The 20,905-nt window shown below is 65.1% G+C and carries 21 protein-coding genes; 9 read left to right on the top strand and 12 right to left on the bottom strand.

What is annotated here, in order from left to right:
• The first annotated feature begins 20 nt into the window (after positions 1-20).
• From AC4NN3_RS02215 to AC4NN3_RS02200, 4 genes are read left to right on the top strand one after another with little or no spacing between them, the layout of a single operon-like run.
• A complete protein-coding gene (locus AC4NN3_RS02215; protein ID WP_491925517.1) occupies positions 21-1,100 on the top strand; it encodes a C4-dicarboxylate TRAP transporter substrate-binding protein in 1,080 nt (359 codons plus the stop codon).
• A gap of 14 nt (positions 1,101-1,114) precedes the next feature.
• Positions 1,115-1,678, top strand: a complete 564-nt coding sequence (locus AC4NN3_RS02210) for a TRAP transporter small permease subunit (protein ID WP_491925516.1) — start codon at positions 1,115-1,117, stop codon at positions 1,676-1,678.
• Complete coding sequence (locus tag AC4NN3_RS02205) at positions 1,675-2,988, top strand: TRAP transporter large permease (protein ID WP_491925515.1); 1,314 nt, start codon at positions 1,675-1,677, stop codon at positions 2,986-2,988. Before AC4NN3_RS02210 ends, AC4NN3_RS02205 begins: the two co-directional genes overlap by 4 nt.
• Positions 2,989-3,005: 17 nt before the next feature.
• Complete coding sequence (locus tag AC4NN3_RS02200) at positions 3,006-3,545, top strand: NADPH-dependent FMN reductase (RefSeq protein WP_491925514.1); 540 nt, start codon at positions 3,006-3,008, stop codon at positions 3,543-3,545.
• Between the two features lie 67 nt (positions 3,546-3,612).
• Here AC4NN3_RS02200 and AC4NN3_RS02195 read toward each other — a convergent pair whose 3' ends face one another.
• The 7 genes from AC4NN3_RS02195 to AC4NN3_RS02165 all read right to left on the bottom strand — a co-directional run bounded on the left by AC4NN3_RS02195 (position 3,613) and on the right by AC4NN3_RS02165 (position 10,535).
• Entirely contained in the window at positions 3,613-4,590 is a 978-nt protein-coding gene (locus AC4NN3_RS02195; RefSeq protein WP_491925513.1) for a Bug family tripartite tricarboxylate transporter substrate binding protein, read from the bottom strand.
• A 126-nt stretch (positions 4,591-4,716) separates the two neighbouring features.
• Positions 4,717-5,334, bottom strand: a complete 618-nt coding sequence (locus tag AC4NN3_RS02190) for a nuclear transport factor 2 family protein (protein WP_491925512.1) — start codon at positions 5,332-5,334, stop codon at positions 4,717-4,719.
• A 62-nt stretch (positions 5,335-5,396) separates the two neighbouring features.
• Positions 5,397-6,902, bottom strand: coding sequence for a tripartite tricarboxylate transporter permease (locus AC4NN3_RS02185; protein ID WP_491925511.1), 1,506 nt, complete (start codon positions 6,900-6,902; stop codon positions 5,397-5,399).
• Positions 6,903-6,920: 18 nt separating this feature from the next.
• Positions 6,921-7,385: a tripartite tricarboxylate transporter TctB family protein gene (locus tag AC4NN3_RS02180; protein WP_491925510.1), complete on the bottom strand. Its 465-nt coding sequence runs from the start codon at positions 7,383-7,385 to the stop codon at positions 6,921-6,923.
• Positions 7,386-7,441: 56 nt separating this feature from the next.
• A complete protein-coding gene (locus AC4NN3_RS02175; RefSeq protein ID WP_491925509.1) occupies positions 7,442-8,866 on the bottom strand; it encodes an aldehyde dehydrogenase family protein in 1,425 nt (474 codons plus the stop codon).
• A 105-nt stretch (positions 8,867-8,971) separates the two neighbouring features.
• Positions 8,972-9,733: an SDR family NAD(P)-dependent oxidoreductase gene (locus AC4NN3_RS02170; RefSeq protein ID WP_491925508.1), complete on the bottom strand. Its 762-nt coding sequence runs from the start codon at positions 9,731-9,733 to the stop codon at positions 8,972-8,974.
• A gap of 28 nt (positions 9,734-9,761) precedes the next feature.
• Positions 9,762-10,535 carry an HpcH/HpaI aldolase family protein gene (locus AC4NN3_RS02165; protein ID WP_491925507.1) on the bottom strand — a complete coding sequence of 258 codons (774 nt, stop codon included), beginning with the start codon at positions 10,533-10,535 and terminating at the stop codon, positions 9,762-9,764.
• Positions 10,536-10,722: 187 nt separating this feature from the next.
• Here AC4NN3_RS02165 and AC4NN3_RS02160 point away from each other — a divergent pair, with 187 nt between their 5' ends.
• Together AC4NN3_RS02160 and AC4NN3_RS02155 are read left to right on the top strand one after the other, a co-directional pair.
• Positions 10,723-11,616: a beta-keto acid cleavage family enzyme gene (locus AC4NN3_RS02160; protein WP_491925506.1), complete on the top strand. Its 894-nt coding sequence runs from the start codon at positions 10,723-10,725 to the stop codon at positions 11,614-11,616.
• Between the two features lie 48 nt (positions 11,617-11,664).
• Positions 11,665-12,579, top strand: a complete 915-nt coding sequence (locus tag AC4NN3_RS02155; protein WP_491925505.1) for a cupin domain-containing protein — start codon at positions 11,665-11,667, stop codon at positions 12,577-12,579.
• Between the two features lie 113 nt (positions 12,580-12,692).
• On the opposite strand, the gene AC4NN3_RS02150 is transcribed toward AC4NN3_RS02155, so the two are convergent.
• Positions 12,693-13,631, bottom strand: a complete 939-nt coding sequence (locus AC4NN3_RS02150; RefSeq protein ID WP_491925504.1) for a DUF6282 family protein — start codon at positions 13,629-13,631, stop codon at positions 12,693-12,695.
• A gap of 117 nt (positions 13,632-13,748) precedes the next feature.
• On the opposite strand from AC4NN3_RS02150, the gene AC4NN3_RS02145 reads away from it, so the two are divergent.
• A complete protein-coding gene (locus AC4NN3_RS02145; protein WP_491925503.1) occupies positions 13,749-14,558 on the top strand; it encodes a DNA-binding transcriptional regulator in 810 nt (269 codons plus the stop codon).
• A 4-nt stretch (positions 14,559-14,562) separates the two neighbouring features.
• On the opposite strand, the gene AC4NN3_RS02140 is transcribed toward AC4NN3_RS02145, so the two are convergent.
• Positions 14,563-15,567 carry an NAD(P)H-quinone oxidoreductase gene (locus AC4NN3_RS02140; RefSeq protein WP_491925502.1) on the bottom strand — a complete coding sequence of 335 codons (1,005 nt, stop codon included), beginning with the start codon at positions 15,565-15,567 and terminating at the stop codon, positions 14,563-14,565.
• A gap of 232 nt (positions 15,568-15,799) precedes the next feature.
• Here AC4NN3_RS02140 and AC4NN3_RS02135 point away from each other — a divergent pair, with 232 nt between their 5' ends.
• Complete coding sequence (locus tag AC4NN3_RS02135; RefSeq protein ID WP_491925501.1) at positions 15,800-16,261, top strand: tripartite tricarboxylate transporter TctB family protein; 462 nt, start codon at positions 15,800-15,802, stop codon at positions 16,259-16,261.
• 3 nt (positions 16,262-16,264) lie between these two features.
• Complete coding sequence (locus tag AC4NN3_RS02130) at positions 16,265-17,761, top strand: tripartite tricarboxylate transporter permease (protein ID WP_491925500.1); 1,497 nt, start codon at positions 16,265-16,267, stop codon at positions 17,759-17,761.
• A gap of 84 nt (positions 17,762-17,845) precedes the next feature.
• Here AC4NN3_RS02130 and AC4NN3_RS02125 read toward each other — a convergent pair whose 3' ends face one another.
• The 3 genes from AC4NN3_RS02125 to AC4NN3_RS02115 form a co-directional block, all read right to left on the bottom strand.
• Entirely contained in the window at positions 17,846-19,228 is a 1,383-nt protein-coding gene (locus AC4NN3_RS02125; RefSeq protein WP_491925499.1) for an MmgE/PrpD family protein, read from the bottom strand.
• Between the two features lie 85 nt (positions 19,229-19,313).
• On the bottom strand, positions 19,314-20,288 hold the full coding sequence (locus AC4NN3_RS02120; protein ID WP_491925498.1) for a Bug family tripartite tricarboxylate transporter substrate binding protein: 975 nt from the start codon (positions 20,286-20,288) through the stop codon (positions 19,314-19,316).
• Between the two features lie 267 nt (positions 20,289-20,555).
• On the bottom strand, positions 20,556-20,759 hold the full coding sequence (locus AC4NN3_RS02115; RefSeq protein WP_491925497.1) for a hypothetical protein: 204 nt from the start codon (positions 20,757-20,759) through the stop codon (positions 20,556-20,558).
• Positions 20,760-20,905: the final 146 nt, after the last annotated feature.

The following is a 20,905-nucleotide window of genomic DNA, read 5'->3' as shown; positions in this document are numbered from 1 at the left end:
GCTTCAAAGGGAGGAATACAATGAAAGCGTTTCTAGCCGTCCTGACCGCCGCAGCCCTGGTGCTGCCGGCCGGTGTTTCCGCACAGGAACAGATCAGCCTGACCGTGGCCTCGAGCCACCCGACGGTGGTGCCCTGGGTGGGCATGATCCAGACCCATTTCATGGCCCGCACCGACGAGCTGCTGGCCGAGACCGGCACCTACAAGATCAACTGGAACGAGGCCTTTGGCGGCCAGCTCTACAAGGCCAATGCCACGCTTTCCTCGGTCGAGGATGGCATCACCGATATAGGCTGGGTATTCTCCTTCCTCGAGCCGGCACAGCTGCCACTCAGCCAGGTGTCCACCAATACGCCCTTTGCCGTGACCGACGTGCCGGCGCTGCTCGAAGTCATCGATGAACTGCTGGTCAGCAACGAAGCCTTCAAGGCCGAATGGGAAAACCACAACGTCAAGGTGCTGGGCCTGACCGCTACCGATCTCTACGACATCTATACCAAGGAGCCGCTCGAAGGCATTGCCGACATCTCCGGCATGAAGCTGTCGGCACCGGGCGTGCTCGGCAGCTGGCTGCGCGGCACCGGCGCCAATGCCGTCGATGGCGCCCTGACCACATTCTACACCGACGTGCAGACCGGCGTGTCCGACGGTGCACTGAGCCTGGCGCTCGGTGTGCTGCCGATCAAGCTTTACGAAGTGGCCCCCTATATCAACCGCTTTGACGCGGCGGCCGCCTTCTCCGGCGCGATCGCGATCAACATGGACACCTGGGAAACCCTGCCCGAAGAAGTGCAGGCAGCCATGATCGAGGCCGGCAAGTACTACACCAAGAGTCATGGCCAGCAGATGGTCGACCTGCACGAGGTCGCGCTCAACACCATGGTGGAACAGGGTGCCAACCAGAACCCCAAGGTGACCATCGTCAACATGCCCGCCGAAGAACGCCAGAAATGGGTCGACATGCTGCCCAACCTGGCCGGCGAATGGGCCACCCCGCTTGAAGCCCAGGGCGTCCCTGCCGTCGAGTTCGTCAAGCAGTACATGGCCGCCCTGCGTGCCAAGGGTGTCGAGCCCTCGCGCGCCTGGGACGAAGAGCTCTAGGACCAAACCGTACCATGTCAGACAAGCCCGCAATCGGTGTCCCCTCAGGGGGACACCACCATCCCCTCTTTCGGGCCTGGTCCTTTGTGGTGGACGGGCTGGCTGCCCTCGCCACCGCCTTCATCGCCGTACTCATGGCCGTCATCTGTGCCGATATCGTGGTCCGCAACGGCTTTGGCGGCTCGCTGCCCCTGGTCTCGGAACTGGGCGCCATGATGGTGGTGCTGATCGTTGCATTGCAGCTGCCCAGCGCCATCCGCGCGGGGCGCCTGGCCCAGGTGGAGATGGTCATCGGTGCCCTCGACGTCGGCTGGCCGCGCCTGGCCGCATTGCTCAACGCCCTGTTCTGCCTGACAGGCGCCGCGATTCTGGGCCTCATTGCCTGGGCCTCCTTCGGCATTCTGGGCGGAGACTGGGCCTCGGGCGATTTCATCGGCATTCCCGGCCTCGGCACGCTGCCCACCTGGCCGTTCCGCAGCCTGATCACGCTGGGCATGAGCGTTGCCGCCGCCGAATTTCTGTTCAAGGCCCTGCGTTATCTCCACGCATCCTTCTTTTCCGGGAAAGGGCCGTCATGAGCCCCATCGACATCGGCTGGCTGTCCATCAGCGCATTGATCGTGCTGATCGTGGTCGGCATGCCCATTGGCGTCAGCATGCTGGTGACCTCCTTTGTCAGCGTGATGTTCATCCGCAGCGACATGGTCGCCATCCGCATGCTGGGTCAGGTGGCCAATGACTCGCTCGAAGAATACCTCTATGCGGTCGTGCCGCTCTTTGTGCTGATGGGTCTGCTGGTGACCGTTTCAGGGGTGGGCCGCGACACCTTCGATGTCTTTCAACGACTGCTGCGGCGCTTCACCGCCGGCCTCGGCCAGGCGACCGTGTTTGCCAATGCGGTCTTTGCTGCCATTACCGGCATTTCCATCGCCTCGGCCACCGTCTTCTCGCGCGTCGCCGTCCCCGAAATGATCCGGCATGGCTATACGCGCAAATTCGCCACCGGCGTGGTCGCCGGTTCGTCCGTGCTGGGCATGCTGATCCCACCGTCCCTGCTGTTCATCGTCTATGCCGTGCAGGCCGAAGAGTCGGTCGGGCGCATGTTCCTGGCCGGCATTGGCCCGGGCCTGCTGCTGGCCATCATGTTCTGCGCCACCATCTATGTGCTGGCCAAGACCCAGCCCAAATTTGTGTTTGACGCCGAACAGGAAATAATCGAGCAGGAGTCCATCAGTGTCTGGGCCATCCTGCGCATGGCCACCCCGATCGTCGCCCTGATCGCCTTGGTCCTGGGCGGTCTCTATGGCGGGCTGTTCAATCCGACCGAGGCCGGTGCCGCCGGAGCTGCCGGCGCTCTGGTCATCGCCCTGCTGCGTCGCTCGCTCAATCGCCGCACCTTCTGGAAACTGCTGGTGGAAACCGGCCAGATCACCGTCTCGGTGCTGTTCCTGATCCTGGCGGCGAGCTTTTTCTCGCGCATGCTGGCCCTGTCCGGCATGCCCAATTCGCTGGCGGTTTTCCTGCTGGACGGGCCGATCGGGCCCTGGGGCTTCCTGCTGGCCTATATTGCCCTGGTGATCATCCTGGGCTTTCTCATCGACTCTATCTCGATCATGCTGATCATGCTGCCCATCGCCCTGCCCGTCGCCTCGGCCGCAGGCTTTGACCTGATCTGGTTCGGCGTCATCACCGTCATTGCCATCGAGATCGGTCTGCTCACACCCCCGTTCGGGCTGTCGGTCTATACGATCAAGGCGGCACTCGACGATCCTGATCTCAAGGTCGGCGAGATCTTCCGGGGCGCCTTCCCCTTCGTCATCGCCATGTTCGTCACCATCGCCATCATCGTGGCCTTCCCCTTGATCGCTACCTGGCTGCCCCGACTATGACCCCTCGGAAAGAGTTCATGCCCAAGATCCTGTTTATGGTCGGCAGCCTGCGCGCCGCCTCGGCTTCAAAAGCCATGGCCCATTCGATGGCCGAACGCCTTGTCGACGAGGCGGAGGTCAGCTTTGCCGAGATCGGCACCCTGCCCCATTACAATGCCGATACGCACGACGATGAGCAGGTCGCCGCGCTCAACGAGGCCATCCGCTCCGCCGATGGCGTCGTCTTCGTGACGCCGGAATACAACTATTCCATCCCCGGCGTGCTCAAGAACGCCATCGACTGGGCCTCGCGTCCTGCCTACAACTCGGTTTTTGTGAACAAGCCGTGCTTTGTCATTTCCGTCTCTGGCGGCGCGCTGGGCGGGGTCCGGGCACAAAGCCATCTCAAGTACATTCTCAACGGCATGCTGGCGTTGGTTTATCCATCGCTGGAAGTCGTCGTGCCCTTCGCCAACGACAAGAATATCGCGGGCCGCATTGCTGATGAGGCTATCCTGTCCTTCGGGGTCACCCGCCTGACGGCATTCGTCACCTTCGCTCGCGACCAGGCGGGCTGACCCGCCAGACAATGCCGCCCCGCAATGCGGGACGGCAAGCAAGGTTCACGCGCGTTGCGGCAGATCGTCAGGTCGGCTGCACCAGACCGGCATCAACCAGCGGCCGGATGCCCTCGATTTCACGCGCCACGGTTTCCCGCATCGCCTCAGGACCCTCCAGGACGGGTGCGACGCCGAACGAGGCCAGCATGGCCTGCGATTCCGGCAGGGCGCTCCAGGCCCTGAGCGCGTCGTTGATCTTGCCGACGATCTCGGCCGGCATGCCCTTGGGGCCGACAATACCGAACCACAGCGTCTGGTCATAGCCCTCGAGACCCTGCTCGGCGACGGTGGGAACGTCGGGCAGTTCGGCCAGGCGCGTGGCCGAAGTGACGGCCAGGGCCTTGAGCTTGCCGGCCTTGATATGGGGAATGTAGTTGGCCGGCGCGTCGAGCGAGAACGCGATATGGCCACCCAGCAGGTCCGCCATCAGCGGTGGCGAGCCCTTGTAGGGCACGTGGTTGATCTCAATGCCCGCCGTCTGGCCGATGATGGCCGCGCAGATATGCCCCTTGGTGCCGGCGCCGGGATTGCCGATGTTCAACTCGCCTGGATTGGCTTTCGCATAGGCGATCATCTCCTGCAGAGTGTTGGCTGGCGCGTCCAGGCTGGCCGTCAGCAGAGCCGGGCTGGCCGCCAGCACGGTGATCGGCTCGAAATCGGCTTCCGGGTCATAGGCCAGGCTGGCCTGCACCACCTTGTTGGCCGCCAGCGGCGCGCTGCCGCTGACCAGGATGGTATAGCCATCGGGCGCAGAGCGCGCGAGCTTGCCACCCGCCAGGGCGCCGGCGGCGCCAGCCACGTTTTCCAGGATGAAGTTCTGCTTGAACTCGGCGGTCAGCACGTCGGCGACGAGGCGCGCCAGGATGTCGCTCGTGCCACCCGGTGGATAGGCCGAAATGACCGTCACCGGCTTGCTGGGCCAGCTGTCCTGCGCCAGCGAAATCCCCGTCGAGGCCAGTAGTCCTGCAGTGCCGCCCAGGACGATAAATTCGCGTCTTTTCATGTGTTTCCTCCTGCTTGCCCGTTTTCGGATGCCCGGGCTTCGCTGTGATCAGACTTAGCGCACCAGGTGCGCAGACCCTATCTGTCACGCCCGGCGTTTCACCCTTCGAAACGCGCGCCGCGCCGTTCAGTCCCTGCCAGCCAGCCAGCGATCCTCGCCGGCATGAAAGGCAGCCAGCTCGTCCGGCCGATCATCGCCCAGCAGTTCCTGGTTCACCGCAATGCCCCGGCTGCGCTGGATATAGGTCAGGAATTTGTAGGAGGGTCGCATGGTGTCGAGCAGGGCACGGTCGACCGGCAGGGCATCGTCGGCAAATACCGGCGCCATGATGTCGCGCTCGAACAGCACCTGGAAGCTGGCCAGCTTCCAGTCCCCGTCCTCGCGCACGGCCCGCGAGAAGAACCGGCAGAACACCTCGAAGTCGATCTCGACGCCATCGAGCCTGGCCCGGTTGAAGATCTTGGCCGGACTTTCCACCGTCGCCCGGTCACCGCGGATCTGGGCGAAGGCAGGAAACACCCAGTGCTTGCTGTTGCCGGTATTGCCCATCCACTTGCGGCTGGCCTCGACATAGGCGTCCCCGCCCGTGCCGTCATACCAGCTGGTACGGATATAGGCGTCGCGGTGAAAGCAGGCCGCCATGACATCGAACCGTCGCTGGTCGCGCGCAAAGCGCTCCCGGCGCACCAGGTCGAACAGGCTCTCGCGATCGAGATGGTCTTGCAGGCGGGTATCGCCAATCATATCAGTTCCTCAATGTTTGCCGGGTCCTTTGCCGGGAATGGCTGTTGCGGGCCCTGCCTGGGTCAGTCGACTTCGGCGAGGCCTTCCTCGCGCACGCGGCGGAAGGACGGCAGCAGGATCGACACCAGCAGCACCAGCGCGATCAGCAGCGTGCCCACGCTCACCGGACTGGTGAAGAAGACGCTGGCATTGCCATGCGAGATCAGCAGCGCGCGCCGCAGATATTCCTCCGCCATCGGCCCCAGGATCAGCGCCAGGATCAGCGGCGCCGGCTCGGCGCCGGCCTTGCGGAAGACATAGCCCAGCACGCCGAACAGGGTCATCAAATAGACGTCAAAGGCGCTGTTGCGGATACTGTAGACGCCGATGGCCGTGAACACGCAGATCAGCGGGAACAGGTAACGGTAGGGTATCGAGATCAGCCTGGCCCACAGCCCGACGAGCGGCAGGTTGAGGATGAGCAGCAGCAGGTTGCCGATCCACATCGAGACCACCAGGCCCCAGAACAGCGCCGGCTGTTCCACCAGGATATTGGGGCCCGGCTGCACGCCCTGCACGACCAGGGCGCCGATCATCAGCGCCATGGTGGCGGTGCCGGGCAGGCCCAGGGTGAGCATGGGGATGAAGGCCGTCTGGGCGGCCGCATTATTGGCGGCCTCGGGCGCGGCCACGCCCTCGATGGCGCCCTTGCCGAATTCCTCGGGATGTTTGGAGATCTTCTTTTCCAGGGCATAGGCCGAGAACGACGACAGCAGCAGGCCGGCGCCGGGCAGCACGCCCAGCAGCACGCCGATGCCGGTGCCGCGCAGGATCGGTCCCGTCATGCGCCGCCAGTCCTCGCGGGTGGGAAACAGCGAACTGACCTTGGCGATGCTGGCGGCGCGGGTGCTCTCGTTTTCGAGATTGGCCAGCACATCGCCCAGTCCGAAAACGCCGGTGGCAATGACGACGAAGTTGAGCCCGTCCATCAGGTCGGGTGAGCCGAACGTATAGCGCGCGGCGCCGGAATTGACGTCGGTGCCCACCATGCCCAGCAGCATGCCGAGCAGCACCATGCCGAACCCGGTCAGCAAAGAGCCCGAGGTCAAAACCATCGAGGTGACCAGGCCCAGCACGATCAGCGAGAAATATTCGGTGGGTCCGAAGCTCAGCGCCATGCCCGCCAGCAGCGGCGCGGCAATGACGATGAACAGGGTCCCGACCGTACCGGCAAAGAAGCTACCGATGGCCGCCGCGGCCAGGGCACGGCCGGCCTTGCCCTGCTTGGCCATGGCATGCCCGTCCAGCGTGGTCACCACCGATGACGCCTCGCCGGGCAGGTTCATCAGGATCGCCGTGGTCGAGCCGCCATATTGCGAGCCGTAGAAGATGCCGGCCAGCATGATCAGCGCCGTATCGACGGGCAGGCCGAAGGTAAAGGGCAGCAGCATGGAAATGGTGGCAATCGGCCCCAGTCCCGGCAGCACCCCGACCGCCGTGCCCAGCAGCACGCCAGCAAAGCAATAGGTGAAATTGGTGAGCGTGCTGGCCGTCTGGAGGCCGAGCAGCAGCCCGCTGAAGATATCCATGTCGAACTCCGGGAGTTATCAGGGGGCGCCCAGGGCCTGCAGCCAGCTACCGACCAGCGGTATGGGCAGACCAAGCAGGGTGACGAACAGAATGCCGCAGATCAGGGAAAACACCGCGGCGCCGGCCAGAGCCTTCCAGTCAAGCTGAAAGCGAATGCTGGCCATGGCCGCCCCGACGCAGAGCAGCAGGACGGCCAGCGGCAGGCCCAGCTTGTCGAGCAGGAAACCGAAGGCGATGATCGCGGCCGAGACGATGAAGAGCGGCAGCCACCGCGTCATGTGGATAACCTCGGATGTGCCGAGGCGCGCGCGCAGCAGGATGCCCAGGCCGGTCAGGGCCAGCAAAGCGGAAATGATGATCGGGAAAAAACCCGGCCCCATTCGCCCTGGCGTGCCCAATGGATATTGCAGCCCCATCAGCAGGGCTGCCCCGCCAATGGCCAGAAACAGGCCTCCCTGAACGACATCCTGAGTTAGTTTCACGGGCACTCCTCCTGTGCTGACGCCTGATTTGCCGGTCGAACGCCAGCTTTGTATGCCTAGCCGGGATAGCCCAGCACGGCTTTGACTTCGAGATATTCCCGGAAGCCGTAGACACCGAATTCCCGACCATTGCCGGACTGCTTGTAGCCGCCGAAAGGCAGGCTGCGGTCGAACGCCGCGCCGTTGAGATAGACCCGACCGGCGCGTATCCGCCTGGCCACCTTGAGCGCCCGCTCCGGGTCACCCGACTGGACAAAGCCGGCCAGGCCAAAAGGCGTGTCATTGGCGATCGAGATGGCCTCGTCCTCGCTTTCGTAATTGAGGATCGACAGCACCGGACCAAAGATCTCTTCGCGGGCAATGGTCATCTGCGGCGTGACATCGCCGAACACGGTGGGATGGACGTAATAGCCATGGTTCATCTCGGCCGGGCGGCCCAGGCCGCCGGCAACCAGCGTCGCGCCTTCGTCGAGGCCCGCCTGGATGAGCCTTTGCACCTTGTCGAACTGGCCCTGGCTGACCAGTGGCCCCAAGGTGGTTTCCGGCAGCAGCGGATCGCCCAGACGGATGCTGGCCACGGCCGCCCGCGCCGCGTCAAAGGCCGCCTGGCGCTGGGAAACATGCACCAGCATGCGCGTGGGCGACTGGCAGTTCTGGCCGGCATTGGTGTAGCAGGCATGCACACTGGCCATCACCGAGCCGCGCAGGTCAGCATCGTCGAGAATGATATTGGCCGATTTCCCGCCCAGTTCCTGCGCCACGCGCTTGACCGTGGGGGCGGCCAGCATGGCCACCCGGATGCCAGCGCCGGTCGACCCGGTGAAGGACACCATGTCCACCTCAGGATGGGAGGCAATCGCCTCGCCCACCGTCGGCCCATCGCCATTGACGAGGTTGAAGACGCCCGGCGGCAGGCCGGACGCGTCAATGATCTCGGCCAGGATCATGGCGCTGAGCGGCGCCATCTCGCTGGGTTTCAGCACGACGGTGCAACCGGTCGCGATGGCCGGCGCCAATTTGGAGGCCACCTGGTTGAGCGGCCAGTTCCATGGCGTGATCAGCCCGCACACGCCGATCGGCTCATGGCGGACGATGCCGGCGCCCATGCGCTCCTCGAAGGCAAAATCGGTGAGGACGCGCACGGCTTCCTCGAAGTGGAACAGCGCTACGGTCGCCTGGCGCTCGGTGGCAAAGGTGATGGGCGAGCCCATTTCCAGCGTCATGGTGCGCGCCAGCTCCGGCAGCCGGGCGCGGAAGCCGTCGATGATGCCGTTCAACCAGCCCAGGCGCTGCGCGACGCTGGTCTCGGCATAGCTGGCAAAGGCGCGACGGGCCGCCGCGGCGGCACGGTCGACATCGGCCGCCGAGCCCAGGCTGATGCGGGCAAAGTTCTCTTCGGTGGCCGGATTGACCACGCCAAGTGTCGCGGGAACGGCGGGATCGACCCACTGGCCGTCAATGTAGAATTTCAACCTGTCCATGCTGGCCTGCCTTGTGCCCGTCGGGCAATTACTGCCTCAGTAGTAGATCATCCGCCCGCAGCCGCAACGCGCGAGGCGGCGCGTTCCGTCAGGCGAATGCCCGGTTCAGAGATGCCTTCCCTCATCGACGGGCACGACAATGCCCGTCGAACTGGTGAGATTGACAATGCAGGCGACGATGGCCCGGGCAACGTCATCGGGGGTGGTGACATGGCCCAGTGGCAAGCGCTCCGCCGTCTTTTCCAGCTGCTCGCGGCTGCGGCCGGGCACGAAGCCCGTATCCACCCCGGCGGGTGACACCGAAAATACCCGCACCTTGGGCGCCAGCACCTTGGCCAGTGCAATGGTCAGGGCGTCGACGCCCGCCTTGGCCGCCAAGTAGGCGAGGCTGCTGCCCAGGCCGGTGCGCGCCGCAATGGACGAGACATTGACGATGGCGGCGCCATCGCCGCGCTCGAGCAAGGTCCGGAAGGCGCGCACCATGGCAAACGGTCCGCGCAGATTGATCATCACCGTCTGGTCGAAGATCGCGTCGCTCAGCGCGTCGAGATCGCCGGCGGCGACCGGGGTGGTGGAGCCACCGGAATTGACCAGCGCGTCGAGACTCCCGAAACGCTGCTCGATGGTCGCGGCGGCGGCGGTGATCGACTCGGCATCGTCCATGGCAATGCGCAGGGCCAGGTGGCCGCTGCCCGCCAGGCCGGCAACGACCTCATCGGCCAGCATCGCCCGGCTATTATAGCCGATGACGACCGTCGCCCCCAGGGCGGCCAGCCGCGCCGCCGTCGCCCGGCCGATGCCGCTGCTGCCCCCGGTGACCAGCACCGTGCGCGGCACCGCCAGCGGTGGAATCTCGATCAATGGCATAGCAATCTCCCCTGCCCGCGCCGCTGCGTCAGGCACCATAGTCCTTGAGCGCCGCCGTGGCAGCCGAACGGATGAAGCCGTGATCGCTCGAAATCACCATGGCCGAGGCGCCAATGGAAGCGACGAAGTCAAAGTCGGCGCGGCTGGTCGGCAGCATCATCAGCGGCGTATCGGCGTCTCTGGCGGCGGCGGCCACGCGTCGGGCAATCTCGCCGACCTTGCTGGCCGCCTCGGGATCATCGCGGAAGGAGGCGGTGAGGTCTCCCCGGCCGACAAACAAGGCGTCGATGCCCTCGACGCGGGCAATATCACCAGCCAGGTCGATGGCGTGCTGATCCTCGATCATCGGGATCACCGCAATCTGGCTGTCCTGCAGCGCCATGTGCTGGACCGGGCCCGCACTGCCCCAGTTGCTGGCGCGCGACAGGCCGACAAAGCCGCGGCTGCCGCCCGAATAATGCGCGGCGCGGACAATGGCCGTCGCCTTCTCTACCGATGCTACATGCGGCACCATGATGCCCATCGCGCCGCAGTCCAGGGCGGACAGCACATTGGCCTCGGTGAATTCGGCAAGCCGGACAACGGGCGCCAGATTGGACGCCCGCGCGGCAAAGATCATCAGGTCGGTCATGGCCCGGTCGAGCGGCGCATGCTCCTGGTCAATGATGATGAAGTCATAGCCGATCTGGCCCAACATCTCGATGACCTGCGTCGTGGGCAGCTTGACGAAAGTGCCGAACAGGCGCTGCCGGTCCAGCAGGCGTTGGCGGAACGAGGTGAAATGCGGGCGCGGGTCGGACATGTGATCTCCTTGTATGCCCCTTCTACACACCACCGGTCAGGCCACCGACCTTGAACGGCCGCCGTTTCTCTCTGCGAAATGCCAGCCCCGATCGTTTCTGCAAGCGAAACGCTGGACGAAACGCATTGCCGTCGCGGCGGCAGCAGTGAGACCTAGCGCGCCAGTGTGCTGTTCAAAGGACCCCAAAGTGGCCAATCCGACTATCCTCACCTGCGCGGTGACGGGCAATATCACGACGCTGGCCCAGACCCCCTATCTGCCCGTGACGCCCGAACAGATCGCCAATGCCGGCATCGAGGCGATCCGAGCCGGCGCGGCGATCATCCATGTGCATGTGCGCCACGACGATGGCCGACCGAGCATGGAGCTCAAGCACTATCGTGAAGTGGTCGAGCGCCTGCGCGCGGCCGACGAGGACGTCGTCATCAACCTGACGACAGGGCCCGGGCAGCGCTTCATTCCCAGCGAGGACAATCCCAGTGTCGCCGCCCCCGGCACCACGCTGATCCGCCCCGAACCCCGCGTCGCCCATATCGAGGCCCTGCGACCCGAGCTGTGCAGCCTCGACTTCAACACCATGTATTCGGGCACCTCGGTGGTCATCAACACGCCGGCCAACCTGTCGATCATGGCCGAGCGCATCCAGGCGGCCGGCGTTCGCCCCGAAATCGAGGCCTTCGACAGCGGCGATATCCAGTTGCTCAACGACATGGTTCGCCAAGGCAAGCTGGAAGCGCCGGTATTTTGCCAGATCGTGCTGGGCATTCGCTATGGCGCCATTGCCACGTCCGAAACGCTGGCCTATCTGCGCAGCCTGCTGCCGGCCGGGTCGAACTGGGGCGGTTGCGGCGTGGGCCGCTTTGAATTCCCCATGCTGGCCCAGGCCTGGCTGCTGGACGGCCATGTGCGGGTCGGCCTGGAAGACAACATCTTCCTCGAAAAGGGCGTGCTGGCCCGGAGCAATACCGAGCTGGTCGAAAAGGCCGTGCGCATGGTGCGCGACCTGGGCGGCACCATGGCCACTCCCGGCGAGGCGCGCGAAATCCTCGGACTGAAAAAGCAGGCGCCGCTCCCGGCGTGACGGCGCCCTTCGGCTTCGAGCCGATGCGACAACAAAGGATGGACCATCATGTATACTGCGAGCGACCCCCGATCTACCCTGGCCGGCAGCGGCGCCAAGCGCGAGGCCAGCTGGGTACACAGCAGCTTCTTCGGCTCCCAGCTTGCCCTGTTCTATGGCACCGAGCCGCAGGTCAGGGGAGCCGCCGGCGAGACCTGGATCGCCCGCGGGCAGAACTTCATCCTGGCCTATAGCAAGGCCATCGCCGGCGGCAGTTTCGTGCGCAGCGCCCAGCCCGACGAATATGCCGTGATCATTCCCGACGCGGACACGCAGGTCGAGATCACGACCGCAGCCGGGACCGAGAGCGTCCCCGGCTACTCAGTGGCTTTCGTGCCGCCCGGCGACAGCAGCATCCGCATGCTGACTTCGGGAACCATCATCCGGCTGCTGACGCCCAAATCGGCGGACATGGCCGAGGCGGCCTCGAACGCCGACGCCTTCCGGCAGGCCCATCCCAATGTACCGCCTTTCCAGCCCTGGCCCGAACCTGCCGATGGGTTGAAGCTGCGCTGGTACAGTCTTGACGTGCCAGAGGACCCGTCCCGCTTCGGCCGCATCTATCGCTGCACCACCTTCATGATCAATTTCCTCACGCCCAGAAATGGTCCGCGGGCACGCGACAATGTCTCGCCGCACCATCACGACGATTTCGAGCAGTGCTCGCTGGCGCTTACCGGCGCCTTCACCCATCACCTGCGCTGGCCATGGACGACCAATATGAATGTCTGGCGCGAGGACGAGCACCTCTATTGCGAGTCGCCCTCGGTCTGCGTCATCCCGCCACCCTCGATCCACACCACCACGGCCGAAGGCGCCGGCGTCAACCAACTGGTCGACATCTTCGCGCCGCCGCGGCTCGACTTTTCCGCCAAGCCCGGCTGGGTGCTCAATGCCGATGACTATCCGATGCCGCCAAGCTGAGGTTTCGGCCGGCGGTGAAGAGTGAGGCCGGGATGCTGATGGCATCCCGGCCTTCTTGTTGGTCAGTCGCCGGAGGGCGGAATGAGCGCACTCACGCGCTCCTCCCGAAAAAATCAGGGCGTGAGGCCGACCAGGCGCGCCGGGTTGTCGGCGACCATGGTGCGCACATCGGCTTCGCTGAAGCCCAGCGCCAGGCACAGCTTGATGGCCTGCCGCATGCCTTCGACCGGGGTCGGATTGTCGACCTGGCCGAGATCGGAGCCGATGGACGAATTGGCGACGCCAGCGGCCTCGATATGCTCTTTGAGTTCCTGCGGCGAATAGACGTTGAAGCGCGAGTCGACATACATGGCCGCCGACTGCTCGACGATGACGCCCAGCTTGGCGAAATCGGCAATGTCGGCATAGGTGAAGTGCAGCCCGTACATCGGATGGTTGATCAGCAGGCGCTTGACGCCACGGCTGCGCGCCTCGTCGAACAGCTTCCAGATTTCCCAGACATGCAGGTGGCCGGACGACAGAATGACGTCGAACTCGGCGATCTGGTCGAGGATCTGCTTGACCACGTCGAGGACATTGCCGAGCTCGTCGACCACGGTCAGCGCCGGCGAATTCATCAGCGCGACATTGGACACCAGCCGCGACTTGCGGTGCGAGCTGCGGATGTGATTGGCCGACTGCGCCGTCGGCATCCAGATCAGCTTGGCGCCCATTTTGAGCTGGGCATCGACCACATAGGGGTCAAGACCCCCGGTGGAATTGTTGAGCACCAGGCCACTGAACATCGAGAAATCGGGCTTGTCGATAAGCCGCTCCATCAGCGGGATGAACGGCGCCACCGAATAGTGGTGATCCTTGAACAGCACGCCGCGCATGCCGGCGGCAATGGCCTCTTCGGCGGCCTGCATGTGGTCGAGCTGGCGCGGCATGGTGGAGGGGCCGGAATGGACGTGCAGGTCGAGCGCCCCCTTGAGGATGCTCGCCGCGAGGTCCTCGTCGACACCCGCCATGAGGCCCCGTGCCTCTTCCCGATTCTGTTCACTGCTCGCCATCGTGGTCTCCCGCCTTGTACGGGTTCGGCATAGTGGTTGACGACGGCCATCCTCAACCTATAGTCCGCCCTGTTTCGTGCTACGAAACGTCACGCAGTCGCTCAGGGAGGGGTGTCAGTGGGAATCCGATCCATCGAACGCGGTTTGGCGGTGCTGCTGGAATTGAACCAGCAGCCGATCAATACTATCGCACAACTGCATGCCCGCACCGGCCTGCCCAAGCCCACGCTGGTCCGCATCCTTAAGACGCTCGAGGAAGCCGGCTATGTCGAAAACGACTCGCGCCAGGGCGGCTATCAGGTCAGCGCCATGGTGACGTCGCTCAGCTCGGGCTACCACAAGAGCCCGCTCGTGGTCGAAGCCGGGCGCGCCTGGGCCCTGGCCATTACCCGCAAGCACAAATGGCCGATTGCCATCGCCCTGCCCGACTATGACCGCATGGTCGTCCGCTTCAGCACCGTGCCCGACAGCCCCGTTTCGCCCTTTCACAGCACGGTCAACCGGCGGCTGCAGATGCTCACCCGCGGCCTTGGCCTGGCCTATGTCGCCTTTATCGAAGCCGAGGAGTTCGACCTGATCCTGGACGTGCTGGCCAAATCGGACGATCCCGAGGATGGCCTGAGCCATCACCCCGACGAGATACGGCGCATGCTGGCCCATATCCGCAAGGTCGGCTACGCCACGCGCTCCTCGATGGTGGAGCCGCGCAACTCAAATACCATCGCCGTCCCCATCATCAGCCAGGAAGGCCGCGTCCTGGCCAGCCTGGGCCTGACCTATTTCAAGTCGGCCTTTGCCTCCGAGCTCGAGGCCTGCCAGCGCTATGCGCCGATCCTGCAATCAGCTGCAGTGGCCATTTCCGATGACCTCGGCCGACTGTCCCGCAACATGTCGGTCGACGTCAGCGAATTCGGTTCGATCCCCTGAGCGCCTAGGGACGCTCCTCGGCGTGGTTGGCATTGACCGCCAGCACCACCTTGCCGAGCTGCTCATTGGCATCGAGCAATTCATGCGCCTGCCGCACCGCGGCCAGGGGGAACACCGCGTAAATGCGGGTGACCATGCTGCCATCCGCCAGCAGGGGCCAGACCGCATCGACCAGCGCCGCGGCGATGCGCCCCTTATAGGCCGCCGGTCGCGGCCGCAGCGTCGATCCGGTCAACGTCAGCCGGCGCCGCACCAGATCGCGGATATTGACCTCCGCCGTGGCCCCCTGGTGGCTGGCGATCAGGACCAGCCTGCCATCGGGGGCCAGCAGGTCCAGTTGCTGCTGCACATAGGGACCCGCCTGCGCGTCCAGCACCACGTCGAGGCTATGCGCGCCGGCATGCTGGCGGATGGCCTCGGCCCAGTCGCCGCGATAGTCGAACGCCGCATCGGCGCCCAGCTCCATGCAGGCCGCGCGCTTCTCGGCGCTTCCTGCCGTGGCAAAGACGCGGGCCCCGCGCAGCAGCCTGGCCATCTGCATGCCAGCCATGCCGACGCCGCTCGTGCCACCCTGGATCAGCAGCGTCTCGCCTTCGGCCAGGCGGCCCAGCCAGATGATATTGTTCCAGGCCGTGAAGAAGGCCTCGGGCAGCGAAGCCGCCTCGATAAAGCTGAGACCCGCGGGGACCGGCATGCATTGCACCGCCGGTACCACCACGAAATCCGCATAGGCGCCGCCATTGCTCAGGGCACAGACCGCGTCGCCGACACTGAGCGAATCCACACCCTCGCCAAGGGCGGCAACCCGTCCCGCAGCGTCGAGCCCGGGAATATCGGTCACGCCGGGTGGTGGCGGATAGAGTCCGCGCCGCTGCTGGATATCGGGGCGGTTGACGCTGGCAGCATAGACTTCCAGCAGCACCTCGCCGGGGCCTGGTGCGGGAACGGCCCGCTCGACGATATCGAGGACTTCCGGGCCCCCTGGCCTTGTGATCTGAACAACACGCAAACTGAACGCTCCTTGTTTGACTATCGGGCTATCAGCTTGCGTCCCCATCGCAAACCGGCCGTCACCCGGTTTTCGCTGGATGGAACGACGCTCTGGATGCAGCAGCGTTCCGCCTGCCGGAACTGCCGGTCAACGGCCTTGTCCCGCGCCGCCCATACCGCGACAGTCGGGTGTCGACTCGGCGACCGACTAGCGTCAGAAATCGATCACCACCCATCCGGACTGCCGAGCCATGACCATCCATGCCGACCTTCTCGCCGCCCTGATCTTCCTTGTCTTCGGCGCCCTCGCCGTCGCCATCGGCTATGGCTATGGCTTCGGCACGCTGGCCGCACTCGGCTCGGGCGCCATGCCCATGCTGGTCGGGGCGGGCCTGTGTGTCATGGGCGTGGCGCAACTGGTGCAGAATGCAGCGGCGCGGCGGGCCGGGCAGCAGTTCATCTCGGCCTTTCCCCGCAGCGAAGTTCGGCCGCTGCTGCTGATCCTCGCCTCCGTGCTGGCCTTTGGCCTGCTGATCGATCGCCTTGGCCTGCTGCCGGCGCTGGCGGCGCTGGTAGCAATCAGCTGGTTTGCCGATAGCGGCGGGCGCAAGCGGGAGATGTTCGCCGTCATGCTCGCTGTCTGTGTGCTGCTCGTGGCCATTTTCTATTTTGGGCTGGGCATTCCGTTCCGTCTCTTCAGCTGGAGGTTCTGAGCCATGGATCTGGTTTCCTCGCTCGCCCTGGGCCTGCAGGTGGCGGTAACGCCGATCAACCTGATGTATTGCCTGTTCGGCGTGACCCTGGGCACCGCCATTGGCGTGCTGCCCGGCGTCGGCCCCATCATCACCATCTCGCTGCTCTTGCCGCTGACCTTCGGCCTCACGCCGGAGGCCTCGATCATCATGCTGGCCGGCATCTTCTATGGCGCCGCCTATGGCGGCTCCACCACCTCCATCCTGGTCAACCTGCCCGGCGAGGCGTCTTCGGCGGTGACCTGCATCGATGGCCACCAGATGGCGCGACAGGGCCGTGCCGGCGCCGCGCTGGCAGTTGCCGCACTCGGCTCGTTCTTTGCCGGCACGGTGGGGACGCTGATGATTGCCCTGGCCGGGCCGCCGCTGGCCGGCATCGCCATGCGGTTCGGTGCTGCGGAATATGCGGCCCTGGTGTTCGTCGCCCTGCTCAGCACGGCGGCCATGACCCGCGGCGGCGTGGTCAAGGGCATCGGCGTCGCCCTGCTCGGCATGGTCTTTGGTACCGCCGGGTCCGACGTCTCGACCGGCCTGTTCCGCTTCACCTTCGGCATCCCCGAACTGCGCGATGGCGTTGAATTCGCCGTCCTGGCCGTGGGCCTTTTTGCCGTGGCCGAAATCATCGGCAATATCGGCGAACCGCAGGGCCAGGCGGTGTCGTCAAGCAATATCGGCCGGCTCTGGCCGACGCGCGACGACTTCCGCCGCTCCTGGCCCGCGGTCTTGCGCGGCACTGGCCTGGGCTCCGTGCTCGGCATTTTGCCGGGTGCAGGCTTGGCCATGAGTTCGTTCAGCGCCTATATGATGGAAAAGACCGTCGCGAAGGATCCGTCACGCTTCGGCCAAGGCGCCGTGGAAGGCGTCGCGGGGCCCGAATCGGCGAACAATGCGGCCTCGCAGACCGCCTTTATCCCCACGCTGCTGCTGGGCGTGCCGGGCAGCCCCACCATGGCGTTGATGCTGGGTGCCTTCATGATCCATGGCGTCCAGCCCGGTCCGCGCATGATGGGCGACCATCCCCAGCTTTTCTGGGGCCTGATTGTCTCGATGTGGATCGGCAACCTGCTGCTGGTGGTGCTCAACCTGCCGCTGATCGGCCTCTGGGTCCGGCTGCTGCGCGTCCCCTATCACTGGCTCTATGTCTTCGTGCTGGCCTTTGCCTGTGTCGGCGTCTTCACGCTCAGTTCGTCGGCCTTCGACATCTATTCCCTCGTCTTCTTCGGCGTGCTTGGCTACCTGCTCAAGGCGGCGGGGTGCAACCCGGCCCTGTTCATCCTCGGCTTTATCCTGGGCCCGATGTTCGAGGAGAATTTCCGCCGCGCCATGACCCTGTCGCGTGGCGATCCGATGGTCTTTCTCGAGCGGCCCATCAGCCTGGTGCTGGTGCTCATTGGCGTCGCCGTGCTGGCGGCCACCACCACCTCTTTCGTCCGCCGCGGCCGGGCCGAGGCGACGGACTAGCCGTCCGCGCAAGCCCCAAACAAGAAGGCCGCCACGATGTCGTGGCGGCCTTCTTGTTTGGGAGCCGGGCGGCCTTGGACGTGTCTAGCGCCGCAGCGGCGCCAGCAGCGTCTCGACATCGGGGATCTGGTCGATCCGCAGCAGGCTGTCGATAAGCTGGTCGGCCCGGCCGGCCGCGATCACGCCGTCGACATTGGCGCGGAACTTCTCGATGTAGACCGCTTCGCCGGCGGGATTGCGCGCCGTGCCCAGCATGTCTTCCACGGTATGGCTGAACACGCGCCCATCCAGCATCTCGACCGTCACCACGCCGCGCGAGCGGCTGGTATCGGCGGCGGCGATGGGATCGGGCAGGTAGACGACCTTGTCGGCCAGCGCATTGATCACCGGATCACGCAGGTTCGCTTCCGCATAAGCGGACTTGTTGAACCGTCCCAGGGCCAGCGCCTCGGCGACCGTGTGCTGCAGGCTGATGCGGCCATGCCAGGACGTGCGGGGGCGCCTCTTGTCCTCGACCGGTTCGCAGACCGTCCGGAAGGAGCGCGGCATGATCTCACAGCGGATCTCTTTGACCCTTGCCGGATCGATGCTGTGCTGTTCGCGCAAAGCCAGCGCCGCCGCAATGAAAGGCATCAGCGTATAGGCGCAGGGATAGAGCTTGGGGGCGATGTTGAGCAGTTCCCAGCGCGTGCCCAGTTCACGGGTCAACGCATCAAAATCGAAGCTCTCGGCCGCCTGCACATGGCTGCGATACCAGCCGAAACTGCCCTCGAAAACCTTGCCCGGCCCCGAAATGCCGTGCTTTGCCAGCGCGACGGCACGCACGGCGGCGGCGGCGGCAAAGCCCACATGCATGGTCTTGGTCGAGGTGCCGTCCTCAAAGGAGGCAATCGAGCCTGACGAGAGACTGGCGGCCGTACCCACGGCATCTGCCATCTGCTGGCGCGGCAGGCCGCGCAGCCGCGCCACCGCATAGGCCGCGGCAAAGACGCCATAGACGCTGGTGGGGTGAAACCCCATCTCGTGCATGCGCACCGGGGTGACCTGGCCGAGCCGGCAGACGATCTCCGAGCCCACCAGCACGGCCTCAAGCAGCGCCCGGCCCGACATGGATCCAGCCTGGGCGATCGGCAGCGCGGCTGCAGCGACGACGCAGGTGGCGTGAATATTGGTCGACAGATGCGTGTCGTCGAATTCGAGCACCGCCGCGGCCACGCCATTGATGAAGGCGGCGCTTGCGGGCGCGGTCTGCTGATGATCCATCAGGCTGTGCGCGCCCTGCCCGCCGGCATCGGCATCGGCGACGGCGCGGCGAGCCGACACCACGCTGGGATGGCTGTCCGAGGCGATCATGACCCCGACCACGTCGAGCAGCCGCAACCGCGTATTGTGAATGACCTCGGCCGGCGCCGCGTCGAGCGAAAAGCCGATCGCCCAATCGGCAAGCTCGGAACTCAGGCCAGTCATCATCTACCTCAAAACCGTTGCAACTCATGATAAACAAAGGCCGGCAGCGTCACACTGGCGCTGCCGGCCGTCAAACTGGGCGTGCTTACTTTGCCAGGCCGAGCCCGGTCAGCAGCGCGTCAAAGCGTTCATAGTCGGACCGCAGGGCGGCATCGAGCTCGGCGCTGGCCATGAAGCGCGGCGACACCCCGGCCTTGGTCAGCTTGTCGACAAAGGCAGCGTCGGTGCTGGCCTCCTTGAGCGCAGTCTCGACCATGCTCACCACCTCTGCCGGCATGCCGGCCGGGCCCATGACCATCTGCCAGCCGGTGCCGCTGATGCTGTCATAGCCGACCGAGGCAAGCGCGGGCACGTCTGGGAACTCGGCCAGTTGCTCGCTGCCGGGAACAGCCAGGGCCGTCACCGCGTCCTGCCGCACCTGGGGCACGGCGGCGGCATCCATCATGAACTGGACGTCGCCGGCCAGCACCGCCTGCACGACTTCCGCGGCACCCTTGTAGGGGATATGCGTCGCCTCGATGCCCATGGCATTGAGCATGTCCACCGTGGCGACATGACCCGTCGAACCGACACCGACCGAGCCATAGTTCAGCTCGCCGGGATGCTCCTTGCCATAGGCGACAAACTCTTCGATCGTCGTCACTGGCAGCGACTTGGACGCCACCAGCATGCGCACGGCCTCGCTGACATTGGCGATCGCGGTAAAGTCCTCGAAGGGCTCAAAGCCGACATCGGCCAGATGCGGTGCCGTGGTGAAAATGGCATTGCCCGCCAGCAGCAGCGTGCTGCCGTCAGCCGGCGCGCGCGACACCTGTTCGGCGCCGATGGCGCCGCTCGCGCCGCCCACATTCTCGACCACGAAGTTCACCCCCAACCGGCGGCTGAGTTCGTCGGCCACCAGGCGTCCCACAATGTCGCCGGCACCGCCGGCCGCATAGGGCACCACCATGGTCACCGTATCCACCGGATAGGCATCCTGCGCCACCGTTGGCGCCACCGTCGACACAGCCAGCAAGGCCGCCAGAAACGCGGCGCTTAGGGGTCTCTGTTGCTTCAGCATTGTATTCTCCTCCCAGTGCATTGAGCACTTTGCCAGACACTGCCAGTTCTGCGCAGTCGGCGCACGGGGTGCATGGGAGCATTTCGCTCGGCGAAACGGGCCCATGGCCCGCCGCGAGAACCGCTATCTTGCATCCGGCCACCGGGCCCCCCTGTTGCGTCGGGGAGGCCGACACCGGGAAAGCAGGCGGCGGGCCCTGCTCCGGATGCATGCGGCACCCATTGCCTTTCAGGCCCGGCGCCCGCCCAGGACGCGATTGCCAAATCGCTATTTGGTCTTGATGGCCTGCAGTTCTGCTTCAACGGCAGTGACCTGGACGGTCAGGTCCTCCGCCAGGAGTTCCAGGTTGTGGGCGACCTCGTGCTGCTGATCGGCAAGCATGCGCTCGGCCTGGGCCAGTGTGGTCGCCTCTGCTGCCGATGCCTTCAACTTGTTCCGTTTGAGATTGAGGCTTTGTGCATTCGTGGTCATGACGGGTCCTTTTTGACGCCGACGGAAACATGCGCCAAAGCATCTGCCAAAGCTCTGGATATTTGCATTCCAGCACCGTGCGGCCCGGTTTGTGAGTCTGACGGGCACGATCCGCCAGCCAGACCCCTCCGGCCTCGCCATGCTGT

It is taken from the genome of Devosia sp. MDV22-iso42 (genome assembly GCF_058629155.1).
Note: the sequence above shows the minus strand (reverse complement) of the source record. Positions and strands in the feature narration are given on the sequence as shown.

What these genes read in the sequence shown, in the direction of transcription:
- AC4NN3_RS02115 (WP_491925497.1), bottom strand. Translation starts at nt 20,759, where the DNA reads ATGACCACGAATGCACAAAGCCTCAATCTCAAACGGAACAAGTTGAAG.
- AC4NN3_RS02210 (WP_491925516.1), top strand. Translation starts at nt 1,115, where the DNA reads ATGTCAGACAAGCCCGCAATCGGTGTCCCCTCAGGGGGACACCACCAT.
- AC4NN3_RS02185 (WP_491925511.1), bottom strand. Translation starts at nt 6,902, where the DNA reads ATGGATATCTTCAGCGGGCTGCTGCTCGGCCTCCAGACGGCCAGCACG.
- AC4NN3_RS02155 (WP_491925505.1), top strand. Translation starts at nt 11,665, where the DNA reads ATGTATACTGCGAGCGACCCCCGATCTACCCTGGCCGGCAGCGGCGCC.
- AC4NN3_RS02215 (WP_491925517.1), top strand. Translation starts at nt 21, where the DNA reads ATGAAAGCGTTTCTAGCCGTCCTGACCGCCGCAGCCCTGGTGCTGCCG.
- AC4NN3_RS02135 (WP_491925501.1), top strand. Translation starts at nt 15,800, where the DNA reads ATGACCATCCATGCCGACCTTCTCGCCGCCCTGATCTTCCTTGTCTTC.
- AC4NN3_RS02205 (WP_491925515.1), top strand. Translation starts at nt 1,675, where the DNA reads ATGAGCCCCATCGACATCGGCTGGCTGTCCATCAGCGCATTGATCGTG.
- AC4NN3_RS02130 (WP_491925500.1), top strand. Translation starts at nt 16,265, where the DNA reads ATGGATCTGGTTTCCTCGCTCGCCCTGGGCCTGCAGGTGGCGGTAACG.
- AC4NN3_RS02190 (WP_491925512.1), bottom strand. Translation starts at nt 5,334, where the DNA reads ATGATTGGCGATACCCGCCTGCAAGACCATCTCGATCGCGAGAGCCTG.
- AC4NN3_RS02170 (WP_491925508.1), bottom strand. Translation starts at nt 9,733, where the DNA reads ATGCCATTGATCGAGATTCCACCGCTGGCGGTGCCGCGCACGGTGCTG.
- AC4NN3_RS02125 (WP_491925499.1), bottom strand. Translation starts at nt 19,228, where the DNA reads ATGACTGGCCTGAGTTCCGAGCTTGCCGATTGGGCGATCGGCTTTTCG.
- AC4NN3_RS02120 (WP_491925498.1), bottom strand. Translation starts at nt 20,288, where the DNA reads ATGCTGAAGCAACAGAGACCCCTAAGCGCCGCGTTTCTGGCGGCCTTG.
- AC4NN3_RS02150 (WP_491925504.1), bottom strand. Translation starts at nt 13,631, where the DNA reads ATGGCGAGCAGTGAACAGAATCGGGAAGAGGCACGGGGCCTCATGGCG.
- AC4NN3_RS02195 (WP_491925513.1), bottom strand. Translation starts at nt 4,590, where the DNA reads ATGAAAAGACGCGAATTTATCGTCCTGGGCGGCACTGCAGGACTACTG.
- AC4NN3_RS02165 (WP_491925507.1), bottom strand. Translation starts at nt 10,535, where the DNA reads ATGTCCGACCCGCGCCCGCATTTCACCTCGTTCCGCCAACGCCTGCTG.
- AC4NN3_RS02200 (WP_491925514.1), top strand. Translation starts at nt 3,006, where the DNA reads ATGCCCAAGATCCTGTTTATGGTCGGCAGCCTGCGCGCCGCCTCGGCT.
- AC4NN3_RS02175 (WP_491925509.1), bottom strand. Translation starts at nt 8,866, where the DNA reads ATGGACAGGTTGAAATTCTACATTGACGGCCAGTGGGTCGATCCCGCC.